The 12,165-nt window shown below is 51.7% G+C and carries 6 protein-coding genes; 1 reads left to right on the top strand and 5 read right to left on the bottom strand.

Features of this window, described 5'->3' with window-relative positions:
* Window positions 1–6 precede the first annotated feature (6 nt).
* Both cydB and ACO6VE_RS20320 read right to left on the bottom strand, forming a co-directional pair.
* Entirely contained in the window at window positions 7–1,140 is a 1,134-nt protein-coding gene (cydB, locus tag ACO6VE_RS20325; RefSeq protein WP_101748097.1) for a cytochrome d ubiquinol oxidase subunit II, read from the bottom strand.
* Between the two features lie 12 nt (window positions 1,141–1,152).
* Window positions 1,153–2,754 (bottom strand): cytochrome ubiquinol oxidase subunit I, encoded by a 1,602-nt coding sequence (locus tag ACO6VE_RS20320; protein ID WP_422445410.1) that lies wholly within the window; start codon window positions 2,752–2,754, stop codon window positions 1,153–1,155.
* A gap of 584 nt (window positions 2,755–3,338) precedes the next feature.
* Between ACO6VE_RS20320 and ACO6VE_RS20315 the strand changes: the two genes are divergently transcribed.
* Window positions 3,339–4,784 carry an SET domain-containing protein-lysine N-methyltransferase gene (locus tag ACO6VE_RS20315; RefSeq protein WP_422463124.1) on the top strand — a complete coding sequence of 482 codons (1,446 nt, stop codon included), beginning with the start codon at window positions 3,339–3,341 and terminating at the stop codon, window positions 4,782–4,784.
* A gap of 276 nt (window positions 4,785–5,060) precedes the next feature.
* Here the strand turns inward: ACO6VE_RS20315 and ACO6VE_RS20310 are convergent, their stop codons facing one another.
* The 3 genes from ACO6VE_RS20310 to ACO6VE_RS20300 all read right to left on the bottom strand — a co-directional run bounded on the left by ACO6VE_RS20310 (window position 5,061) and on the right by ACO6VE_RS20300 (window position 11,968).
* Window positions 5,061–7,301 carry a diguanylate cyclase gene (locus ACO6VE_RS20310; protein ID WP_422463122.1) on the bottom strand — a complete coding sequence of 747 codons (2,241 nt, stop codon included), beginning with the start codon at window positions 7,299–7,301 and terminating at the stop codon, window positions 5,061–5,063.
* Window positions 7,302–7,580: 279 nt separating this feature from the next.
* Window positions 7,581–9,896, bottom strand: a complete 2,316-nt coding sequence (locus ACO6VE_RS20305; protein ID WP_422463120.1) for a hypothetical protein — start codon at window positions 9,894–9,896, stop codon at window positions 7,581–7,583.
* A 59-nt stretch (window positions 9,897–9,955) separates the two neighbouring features.
* Complete coding sequence (locus tag ACO6VE_RS20300) at window positions 9,956–11,968, bottom strand: hypothetical protein (RefSeq protein ID WP_422463118.1); 2,013 nt, start codon at window positions 11,966–11,968, stop codon at window positions 9,956–9,958.
* Window positions 11,969–12,165 lie beyond the last annotated feature (197 nt).

Genomic DNA, 12,165 nt, shown 5'->3' with positions numbered 1-12,165 from the left:
CCCTCTTTAGTAAAGTGAATGACTTTCTTTTTCAATACGCTCAGCGGTCATGCGACCCCAGAGTTTGTAGAAACACCAAATGGTGTAGCCAAGGATGATGGGAACAAACACCACGGCAACGCCGGTCATGATGGCCAGGGTCATAAAGCTGGAGGTTGCGTCCCAGAGGGTCAGGCTGAAGGATGGGTCGGTACTTGAGGTCAGTACAAACGGGAACAGACTGAAACCTGCGGTCATGATAATGCCGGCCTGTGCCAGGGATGAGCAGGTAAAGTTAAGCCCATCCTGTCTGGTGCCGGAGAAGATCATGACGCCGAGGGTACCCAGGAAGCCAAGTACCGGGGCAATGATCATGATGGGGTATTGGCTGTAGTTATTCAGCCAGGCACCTTGAGCAAGCGTGACGGTTTTTTCCAGCGGGTTGGATGGCGCATTGGTATCCAGAATACTGGTGACCTGGTAACCGTTGATATGGGCAACCCAGAAACCTGCCGCGGCAAATGCCACCATGGTCAGCAGGGCAGAGTAGCGGGCGACCGTTGCTGCACGGTGACGGATGGGTTCGCCAGAACGCATTTTCTGCCAGACAGCGCCCTGCATGGTCAGCATGGCGGCACTGACCACACCGCACAACAGTGAGAATGGGTTGAGCAGGTCGAAGAATGAGCCAGAGAAGCTGGAACGCATAAAGTCGTCCAGCGCAAAGCCAAAGCCGACAAAGATGTTGCCAAAGGCAACACCAAATACCAGGGATGGGACAATACCGCTGACAAACAGTCCCCAGTCCCAGGCGTTGCGCCAGCGTGGGTCAGGCAGTTTTGAGCGGTAGTCGAAAGCCATCGGGCGAATCAACAGGGCAAATAGCACCAGAACCATTGCCCAGTAAAAGCCGGAGAAAGCAGTCGCATAGACGGTTGGCCAGGCGGCAAATAGCGCACCACCGGCCGTGATGAGCCAAACCTGGTTGCCGTCCCAGTGGGGCGCAACGGCATTGATCATGATACGACGTTCAGTGTCGTTTTTGCTCATGAATGGCAGAAGGTTGGCTGTGCCAAGATCGTAGCCGTCCATAATGGCAAAACCGATAAACAGGACGCCGATCAGTACCCACCAGATAAATCGGAGAATTTCATAATCCATCGTCATCGCTCCTTATGCTTTTCCGTGGAGGGGACTGTCAGAAACCACAGCATCGGTCAGGGCCTGCTGTTGTTCGAAGTGGTAACGGCCGGTGTGCAGGCTGCTTGGACCCAGTCTGGCGTACTTCACCAGCAGCCAGACTTCAATGACGGCAAAGATGCCGTAGAAAAGCGTGAAGCCGGCGATGCTCAGGTAGAGGTCGGTGACTGTCCGGGTGGATGCCGACAGATAGGTGGGCAGAATGCCTGAGATCGACCATGGCTGACGGCCGAATTCTGCCACAAACCAGCCCATTTCACTGGCAATCCAGGGAAGGGGCAGCGACCAGAGGCAGAGTTTCAGGAAGAAGCGACTTTTGTATTCATTGCGACGGGCGGTTTTGACAAATGCCGTCACCAGGAGCAGCAGCATCAGGACGCCACAGCCAACCATGATGCGGAAGGCAAAGAACAGAGGCCATACGGTTGGAATAGCATCTTCTGCCGCTTGACGGATCATGGCATCGGTGGCCGCAGGAATGTTGTCGGTGTAGCGGGTCAGCAACAGGCCGTAGCCGAGGTCATCCACCACTTCCAGGAAGGCTGCCCGGTTTTCCGGTGTATCCTGGCCGCTTTTCAGTTTTTGCAGCAGGTCGTAGGCCTCCATGCCACTCTGGATACGGACTATCTTGTTTTCAATCAGGTCTTTGATGCCCGTGACTTCTTCATCCAGTGAGCGGGTGGCAATAATGCCCATCAGGTAAGGAATTCTGATGGCGTAATCGGTTTGCATGGTTTCCTGGTCAGGAATACCGATCACGGTGAAGCTGGCCGGTGCCGGGTGGGTGTCCCATTCTGCTTCAATGGCAGCCAGTTTTACTTCCTGAACATCGCCCAGCTCATAGCCGGATTCGTCACCCAGAAGAATAACGGACAGAATAGCCGCCAGACCAAATCCTGAAGCCACGGCGAAAGAGCGGCGGGCAAAGCCGATATCACGATGGTTCAGCAGGTAGTAGGCAGAAATGGACAGGACGAAAATAGCGCCAGTGGTATAACCCGCCGCTACCGTATGGATAAACTTCACCTGTGCCACCGGGTTGAATACCAGGTCGGCAAAGCTGGTCATCTCCATGCGCATGGTTTCAAAGTTGAACTCGGCACCCACCGGGTTCTGCATCCAGGCGTTGGCAATCAGAATCCAGAGTGCCGACAGGTTGGTGCCTATGGCCATCAACCAGGTACAGGCCAGGTGCTGCACTTTACTCAGGCGATCCCAACCGAAGAAGAACATGCCTACGAAAGTGGATTCCAGGAAGAAGGCCATCAGGGCTTCAATGGCGAGTGGTGCGCCGAAAATATCGCCAACATAGTGGGAATAGTAGGACCAGTTAGTACCAAACTGGAACTCCATGGTCAGGCCGGTGGCGACGCCCACGGCAAAGTTGATACCAAAGAGTTTGCCCCAGAATCTGGTCATATCCTTGTAGATCTGTTTACCCGTCATCACATAGACGGATTCCATAATGGCAAGGATAAAGGTCATGCCAATAGTCAGTGGAACAAACAAAAAATGATATAGCGCAGTAATGGCAAATTGAAAGCGCGAGAGATCTATGACTTCTTCCAGAATCATACGACTCCTCCATAGATAAAATTGGAGTAACGCCCAGCTACCTGCATCATAGAACGTAAATGTGGCTTCAGCCAGCGGCTCCCAACAGGGTAACAGGAATCGGAGGGCGTTCCGGATCCGGCGGCCTTGTATGAAAAGACACGGTCGGTGAAATCATTTAGCCTTTGATAGCGGGTCTGGGCAATAAGTAATCAACGAGAGATAGTATCTTATGTAAGAAAATAGGTGTATTTCGGTATGCCGCATACTGTTTGACTTATTGTCCTATGCTGGCCGCTTTGGATCACCAATTATGCCATACCTTTCAGGCTCAGGCGGGTGATGGTCTTTTTGGCATTGTAAAGATCAATTTGCCAGGTATTCTAATCAGCCTCAACCGTAAATCCCTGTATGTAAATCTACGATAGTGGCAGGTGCCTGTTCCTGAAAAAACATTGGACTGTGTTTGTTTAAATGGATCAGAGGTCAGGGAAGGGCATTCGTTGCTTTAATAAGTGGTTTGGCTTTGCCGTGAGTTGAACTTTTGGGCATGCACTTGGTCAGAGATTTTCAGAGTGTTGTGGCAAATGTAAAGTTGGGAGCTTATGGAAACCAATGCCCTGTTACCGGCAAAAATGGCTGGAAGTCGTCCCCCTGATCCGGGTAATGAGCAATGTGGATCCAGCAGTGGCGGGCAAGGTCAGGTAGTGGCCTTTGCCCGTGATGTTGTAGCTGCCCAGAGTGATGAGCCGAGTCTCAGCCACCCAGGTTCTGACAGCGATGCAGCAATTTCTTCCGGAAATATATTTGAATCAAAGATAACTCCATTAACTGACGATTCCACCACCGCATCTGTAGCTTCATCTGTAGCTTCGAGAGTGGCAACATCAGAAGATGTCTCTACCCCTGCCAACCGCGCCGGGCATGACAGTGATGATGCCATAGCCCTGGAGCAGCTGGCAGAAGATATACGTGCACTGCCAGACACCAGCATATTCAATCGGGAAATAAAAGAAACAATGCTTCTGTCGCTACCGAACAAACCTTCACGCCATTCAGCACACCAGGCCTTCGCCACTGGCAGCAATAGGCCGGGCATGGCCAATAGAGCGTTGGGGAGCCGGGCTATTTCAGACTCAGAACTTCCTCCCGGGCATACTTACCAGCCTTATTTTTGGATGTCGCGCCTGGCCAGAAGTCAGTTGCTGCCGGACTTTCAATTGCATCAAGCTTTGCAATCCCGCCTGGTGAACCAGTTGATCATGTCTGAGCAAGAGGCCCGGCAAGACTTTCAGGCGCGATTTGAATACCGTTTTGTTGATTATGGCTTTAGCTGCTCTGATGCATCGGGTGCAGAGCCAGAAAATAATTACGGGGTATTTGCCCGCGCACCCGTTAAGGGGGGGGAGTTGCTCGGGGTCTATTCCGGTATTGGCTATGTGCTCAACAAAAGGGAGTGGGCCAGGCATAACCACAATTGGAAACCTGAGCATGTGCATCAGAAAGTGACCACTGAAATGCCGGATTTCATGAGTTACTACCGGACCCTGATGGCAGGTCTCAGAGGTAGGGATCAAACGCAGCGAACGCTCTCGAAATACACAATGGCAGGGCTTTCTTCAGATTCTACGAACACGGTTGTCTTTTTGCCGGATAACGAGCGTTATACACCGATGCATTTCCTGAATGCGGCCAACAGGGCCAAAGATAACAATGTCAGCATGTCGTTTGTTTCAGTGAATACCCGTTCTGGTAATCTTACCCTCCCTATCTATTTTGCCTTAAGGGATATCGCTGTCGGGGAGGAGTTATTGGTTAATTGCCGTTCACTTTCGCCGGACGAATGGGAACAATCAGGCTTGATGATGACAGCCGCCCGGGAAAGAGCAAAATACGAGAAAAATCTGCTGAGCCAGCTTGGCTTTATCAAGACACTTAATAATGAGGTACCGGGTAAGCAGGCAATATCGCCGTTTGTTGCAGCGCCCGCTTATTATGCCTCGGAAGCACTTCGCAAAAGCTACAGGCAGACAAATAAACAGCAACACTAGTACATGGTTTCAATGAGTTTGACGTGTACGATCTCCGTTCACCCTGAGCGTCCTTCGGCTCCGCTCAGGATGCACGGACGAAGGGTGCTTGGCACGATCTATCAGAGCCCGGAGTTTCCGCCTTTAGGCCCTATGGGTCCTTCGATGCTTCGTCAAGCTCAGCACTCAGGGCGAACGGAGTGCGGAGGCACGACAACCCGTCAAACTCATTGAAACCATGTACCAGGGCTTTTGGATACGTTGAGGTGGTAACCTTGTTCTCTCTTTTTGAGTGGCTTATGTGGCTGGCAAACGAACATCGTTCAGGCTTGTGCTGATTGATGTCCGGTTTTTACCTGTCTGTTTTGCCTGGTACATTGCCGTATCCGCCTCCTCAAGCAGTCTGTCCAGTGTGTTCACATCTTTGGACAGGGCAGCGATACCGATGCTCACGGTTGTGGGCTGGCTGTTCGCCCATTGATTGTTTTTTGCATGTTCACTGGCGATGGCACTTCGCATTCGTTCAGCCACATGAAATGCCTGCCAGGGCTCTGTATCGGGCAATAATGCCACAAACTCTTCTCCGCCGTAACGCCCCAGTAAATCTTGATGCCGGAGAGACTTGCGACATATAACTGCTGTCGTTTTAAGTATCTGGTCTCCGGCATTGTGGCCCAGCAGATCATTCAGTTGTTTAAAGTTATCAATGTCCATAAACAGGGCGCAGCAGGGGCGGATGGGGTCAGAGCCAAGAGCCGCCCGGATAATATTTTCTGCTTCCTGGCAGAAGGCTCGTCGGTTCAGCAAGCCGGTCAGTGGGTCAAGGTTGGCCTGCTGCTGCCAGAAGAGTGATTGTCGATTTGCCTGAAAGAGGGTACACGCATGGTTGCTGATATCGCTGGCGGTTTGCCAGGTGGTGGCATTTCGGTGATATCTGGAGGGTGCCAGTACCATAAGTACTTTGTTTCCGGCATCTATATTCAGTGGGAATAGCCAATAGATGGTGCCAAACCGGTCTTTAAAGTTGATTTTTGTTTCGATGCCAGAAGCGATGACACTGAGCAAGTCCTCTTCGATGTCTGGAAGCTGCCTGGCTAAATTTTCAGCGGCTTTTGAGTAATCAGTGGTTTCCCCGGGGTTGAAGTGCCATTCATCCTGCTGGTGGCGAAACACCATGGCAGGAATGCCGGGTAATACCTGGTCGAAGGTGGTCAATACTTTCTGGATCAGCTCATTGTCGGAAAGTGGTGAGTCCGGGGTTTGCAGGTGCTCACGCAGTGCTGACTCAAAGATACGCCGTTTGCTGCTGGCAGGGGCGATGGCATTAATCGACATGGCATGGTTCAGGTTCTGCTGGTGCCCGTACCAGTAAAACAGAGGCAGGAGGGCTGCATGAACAGAGAGGAGTATAAGTTCAGGGTAGGGCGTCAGGCTTCCTGATTCTGCGTTGGGATACCATAACCATGAGAGTAAAATGAGCATGGTCAGTGCTGAAGGAAAGACCACTTTTGCTGGACGAATGCCATTATAGAGACAGTAAGCGGTAGCCAACACCACCAGGGTGAAACTGGCCAGAAGTGAATAGGCGGCGAGTTTCAGGGTTGCCACTGATGCATTGCTGGCAGAGGTGATTCCATAAACCACGAGCGCGATTGCAACGATGTTCAGTGCACCAATCAATCGATTCGTTTTGGGGGTGTAGACCGGCAGCAGTGCCAGGGTTCGATAGCTGGCAATACCGGTGACCAGCACCACCGCAGTTATCAGAATAAGCCAGTGGCCCGGCTCACCCGGCCATGAGACAACACGAAAAATGTCGCCTTCCCACATCAGAATCATCAGGTTGGCAGCCAGCAGATGGCTGATCAGCAGATACAAGGCCGGGGATCGATTCCTGAGGGTGAGGGTAAAGATGAAAATCAAGGCGACGATCAGCAGCGTCTGAATTGAGCTGATGACGGTTTGTTGCTCACTCAGCAGTTCATAGTAGTTCAGAGATGGCCATAACTCAGGATTGAGCTGATTGAGTGCTACCGGATCATGACGCAGATACCAGGTTTTGGTTTCCCCGGGCTTGAGTGTCAGCTTCATGGTGTTGGGAGCCATGCCTGAGGGTGAACCATCAATGCCCATTTTTGTCAGTTGATACCCGTTGTTGACCGGGATAAAAACATCCAGCTTTTTATGGGGAATCTGGTGGAATACCATCAGCCAGTCATGGGGGGAGTAGGGCGACAGTTCAATATCCAGGCGATACCAGTTCAGGGGGGTATCTTTATTGGGGAGCGAGCTTTGAAAAATGTCAGAGGGTGGGTTTACCGGCACCAGGGGCAGGGTGGTGATGGCATCATCACCACTGAGGTAAATGGGTTGGGCGACCAATGAACCGGAAAATGAAAGCCATAACAGCAAAAAAAACAGGCGAAGATCCCTGGCAGGTTGACAAATGACCTGGCACTTAGGATTTTTCCCGGGTATGAGTAAATGTTGCAGTAATAACAACAATGTCGTCTTCCCTAACGAGGAAACCAGTTCCAAATCGATGGCCTGTTCATTTATTAATGTTGCAATTGAGCTTTCTCCGTCCCGGAGAAATATTTCAAGATATTTTTACACAGTCGTGGGAGTTCTGTGAAGTGTTCAGGTTGGCTTTATGGGGGCTTTTCATGCAAAAGTAGCTAACCCTGAAATCATATACTTCTGGCTCCTTGTGTCGGCACTCTCCTTCGTTACGGATATGCTCCCTCCGCTGTGCCTCGCATAGTGCCAGCACAAGAGGCCAGAAATATTCGATTCCATCTGGCCAGCTACTCCAGCTCAGTTAGTCTGTACCGAACTCATTTCATGGGCTGGTTCCTGCGCAGGAACACTCTGCCTGTTCATTCGTTCTCTGATTCCCTGAATACCCTGTGATACTGAGTTGACCGCAGCGCTTGCCAGTGCTTTACCACGGGTAAGTGGTTTCATCGCCAGCTCCTGACCACGCAACCCCTCCTGGTAACCGGTAATCCATTGATAGGTTGAATAGCCGACAATCCCCAATCCCAATCCGCCCGCCAGAATGGAACCTGTTGTAATTCCTCCCACCGTAGCGGCTGTTGATGCTGTAACGTCTGTTGACACTGTGGCGGCGGCTGCCGCAGGTGTTGGCTCTTTAGCGGCTGTTGACGCTGTAGCGGCAGTTGATGCTGTAGTGGGTGTTGGCTCTTTAGCGGCTGTTGACGCTGTAGCGGCAGTTGATGCTGTAGCGTCTGTAGACACTGTAGCGGCATTTACCGGACAAACCGATAAATCCAGCGCATCCCGAAATTCAGTTCTCGAAGAGCAATTGGCTGTTAACACACGAGGGTCTGCATTTTGGCAAAAAAGTTGATCATTGGAGATAGATCCAAAATTCTTTTTATTGCCATTGACATAGCTGTTCACCGCCTGGGTGTTGGTAACCTTTCCTCCAAGGCCGAACTTCCCCCCGATGTAGGCTTGTGCAGCATAACCCTTGGTATTGACATAGCTGTTCACTGCCGTGGTTTTGTCAACCGTTCCTCCAAAGTAAACCATCGCCCCCCCGATGCCGGCGTTTGCATGCTGACTCCTGGTTTCGACCCCGCAGTTCAACGCTGTGGTTTTGGCAACCGTTCCTCCATCGTGAACCGACCCCCCCCCGATGCCGGCGTATGCATAGTCACCCGAGGTTGTGACATAGCTATTCACTGCCGTGGTTTTGTCAACCGTTCCTCCATTTACTACCTCCCCCCCCCCGATGCCGGCGAATGAACCCCAAGCCGAGGTTGTGACACGGCTGTTCACCGCCATGGTGTTGGCAACTTCTCCTTCAACCCACCCACCCCCGATGCCGGCTTTTGATTGCCAACTCACGGTTTCGACCCTGCAATTCAACGCTGTGGTGTTGGCAACCGTTCCTCCACGCTTAACAGCCCCCCCCCCGATGCCGGCGTCTGCACGCGAACCCACGGTTTTGACCGTGCTGTCCACCGCCATGATGTTGACAACCGTTCCGTAAACCCACCCCCCCCCGATGCCGGCTTTTGCATCACCCGAGTTGACAATATGAACATTTTCCGCCCAGATATTACTGACTGTGCCAGTATCATCAACAACACAGGCTGCTAACCCGGTCGTCTTGTGGGAATTTATATCGGCACCAGTAAAGTTAAGGTTCCTGATGCTGCCTTGCAGAGTGTCAACAAAACAGTCAGACAGGCCGCTGATGGTACGGCACTGCCCATCGAACTCCCCGGTGAATGGATGGGTATGATTGCCAATGGATTGATAGTCTTTAGTGACAACAATATCCGCTGTCTGTTGATAGGTAGCGTCCAATGGATAGTCGGAATGTCGCCCAATCTTGCCCAGGGTTTTTGCATCATTAATCTCTATGGGTGTTGATGCTGTAGTGGGTGTTGACTCTTTAGCGGGTGTTGACTCTTTAGCGGGTGTTGACGCTGTAGCGGCTGTTGATGCTGTAGTGGGTGTTGACTCTTTAGCGGGTGTTGACTCTTTAGCGGGTGTTGACGCTGTAGTGGCTGTTGATGCTGTAGTGGGTGTTGACTCTTTAGCGGGTGTTGACGCTGTAGTGGCTGTTGATGCTGTAGTGGGTGTTGACTCTTTAGCGGTATTTACCGGACAAAACGATAAATCCAACGCATCCTGAAATTCAGTTCTCGGTGAGCAATTGCCTGTTAACACACGTAGGTCTGCTTTTTGGCAAAAAAGCTGATCCTTGGAGATAGATCCAGAATTCTCTTTAATGCCGTTTACAAAGCTGTTCACCGCCTTGGTGTTGGAAACCGTTCCTCCATCAAGAACCACCCCCGCCTCGATGCCGGCGCCTGAAAGTTCACCCGAGGTTGTGACATTGCTGTTCACCGCCGTGGTGTTGGCAACCGTTCCGAAAAAGTAAACCGCCCCCCCCCCGGTGCCGGCGTGTGTAGCATTACCCTTGGTTTTGACCGTGCTGTTTACCGCCGTGGTGTCGGCAACCGTTCCGTAAACCAGCCCCCCCCCGATGCCGGCGTCAGCACTTTCACCCTCGGTTATGACATGGCTGTTCACCGCCGTGGTGATGGCAACCTTTCCTCCATCAAAAACCGCCCCCCCCCCGATGCCGGCCATTCCATATTTACCTGAGGTTTCGACCCTGCTGTTCACCGCTGTGGTGTTGGCAACCTTTCCTAACCCACCCCCCCCCCGATGCCGGCGTATGCACTTTCACCCTCGGTTGTGACATTGCTGTTCACCGCCGCGGTATTGCCGACCGTTCCTCCAGCTTTAACCTCCCCCCCCCCGATGCCGACGTCTGAAAACGGACCCTTGGTTTCGACCGTGCTGTCCACCGCCATGATGTTGGCAACCGTTCCGTAAACCAGCCCCCCCCCGATGCCGGCGTCTGCATCGCCACCCGAGTTGACAATATGAACATCTTTCGCCCGGATATTACTGACTGTGCCAGTATCATCAACAACACAGGCTGCTAACCCGGTCGGCTTCGCGGAATTTGTTATATTGGCACGAGTAAACTGAAGGTCACTGATGCTGCCTTCCAGAGTGTCAACAAAACAGTCAGACAGGCCGCTGATGCTATGGCACTGCCCATCGTACTTACCGGTGAATGGTTGGGTATCATTGCCAATGGGCTTATGGCCTTTATTGACAACAATATCCGCTGTCTGATAATACTTGCCGTTTGGTGGATAGTCGGGATGTCGACCAATCTTGCCCAGGGTTTCTGCATCATAAATCTTTTTGGGTAACGGGCAAACCGATAAAGCCAACGCATCCCGAAATTCAGCTATCGCAGAGCAATGGTCTGTAAACACACGCAGGTCTGCTTTTTGGCAAAGAAGCGGATCATTGGGGTTATCTACAACCTTGGTATTGGTAGCCCTTCCTACACCCCAGCCCTTCCCAATGCCGGCGTATGCACGTTTACCCGAGGCTGTGACATAGCAGTTCACCGCCGTGGTCTTTTCAACCTTTCCTCCATCATTAACCAGCCCCCCCCCTCTAACCAGCCCCCCCCCGATGGCGGCGTGTGATTGTTGACCCTTGGTTTCGACCCTGCAGTTCACCGCCGTGGTGTAGGCAACCTTTCCTCCATCTCTTCTCATCAATCCCCCGATGAATTGATCTCTAACCAGCCCCCCCCCGATGGCGGCGGATGAACCTTCACGCAAGGTTGTGACATTGCAGTTCACCGCCGTGATGTAGCCAACTATTGCTCTAGGGTAAACCTCCCCCCCCCCGATGCCGGCGTCTGAAAACGGACCCTTGGTTTCGACCGTGCTGTTCAACGCCATGATGTTGCCAACCTTTCCTTTAACCCGCCCACCCACGATGCCGGCGTCTGCATCGTAACCCCAGGTGAAAATATGAACATCTTTCGCCCGGATATTAGTGACTATGCCATCTTCAGCAACAACACAGGCTACTAACCCGGCCGACCCGGAATTTATTTTTCTTATATTGGCATGAGTAAACTGAAGGTCACTGATGCTGCCACTCAGCTTTTTAACAAAACAGTCAGACAGGCCGCTGATGGTATGGCACTGCCCATCGTACTTCCCGGTGAAGCCCCACCATGAGACATCGCCAATGGGTCTATGGTTATTGACAACAATATCCGCTGTCTGTTGATAGGTACCGTGAGGTGGATAGTCGGAATATCGACCAATCTTGCCCAAGTCTTCTGCATTATTAATTTTAATCGTTTTCGAATTCGCATACTGAAAAGAGCTGGCCAGCGTGCCAAGGGCAAGTAGCCCTTTGGTTCCCTGACTCACTTGATAGCGGGCCGTGGATGACTGTTGAAGGGGTACGTCTTTCGAGCCGGGTTCTTTTTCCTGAGCCTCTTCTCGGGTTTCTTTTGATGTCTGTGGTAATTCCGGTTTTGCATCCGGTCCGGGCAAACCGCTCCCGGACCAGGCATTGGCCATATCTTTCGCCATGAAAAGGATGGAACTCGCCGGCACGATAGTTGTTGTGGCCAGTCGCAGAAGATCTTCCACTGCTTTGCGGGAATTGAAACTGAGGCAAGGGTCTTCCATTGGAATCAATGATTTCACAAATGCTTTAGAAACAGCAACGCCATGGCCGAGCCAGGAACGTTCGATGTCATTCCCTGAACATTGGGAAGCGCTGTCGCAAATTGGTTGCTGAATTGATTGCTGAATGGGTTGCTGAATCATAAACAGGACTCCTGCTGTTGTATGCATAACAGTGCATTAGAAAGCGCACAAAAAATGACGGCGCACTCCCTTGTTCGTCTATGCAGTGACGTAAAAGTTCCCGGGTTATTTTTTTTTAGTGGACGCGATGCCTACGTTAAAAGTGTCGTGTTATCTTTATACTTGAATGGTGGTAAAACTAATTAAAATTAGCGAAA

The organism is Endozoicomonas sp. ALB115 (assembly GCF_049310245.1).
Taxonomy (GTDB): domain Bacteria; phylum Pseudomonadota; class Gammaproteobacteria; order Pseudomonadales; family Endozoicomonadaceae; genus Endozoicomonas.
Note: the sequence above shows the minus strand (reverse complement) of the source record. Positions and strands in the feature narration are given on the sequence as shown.

Coding starts and splice junctions, on each gene's coding strand:
- cydB (WP_101748097.1), bottom strand. CDS start 1,140: ATGGATTATGAAATTCTCCGATTTATCTGGTGGGTACTGATCGGCGTC.
- ACO6VE_RS20320 (WP_422445410.1), bottom strand. CDS start 2,754: ATGATTCTGGAAGAAGTCATAGATCTCTCGCGCTTTCAATTTGCCATT.
- ACO6VE_RS20315 (WP_422463124.1), top strand. CDS start 3,339: ATGGAAACCAATGCCCTGTTACCGGCAAAAATGGCTGGAAGTCGTCCC.
- ACO6VE_RS20305 (WP_422463120.1), bottom strand. CDS start 9,896: ATGGCCGGCATCGGGGGGGGGGCGGTTTTTGATGGAGGAAAGGTTGCC.
- ACO6VE_RS20300 (WP_422463118.1), bottom strand. CDS start 11,968: ATGATTCAGCAACCCATTCAGCAATCAATTCAGCAACCAATTTGCGAC.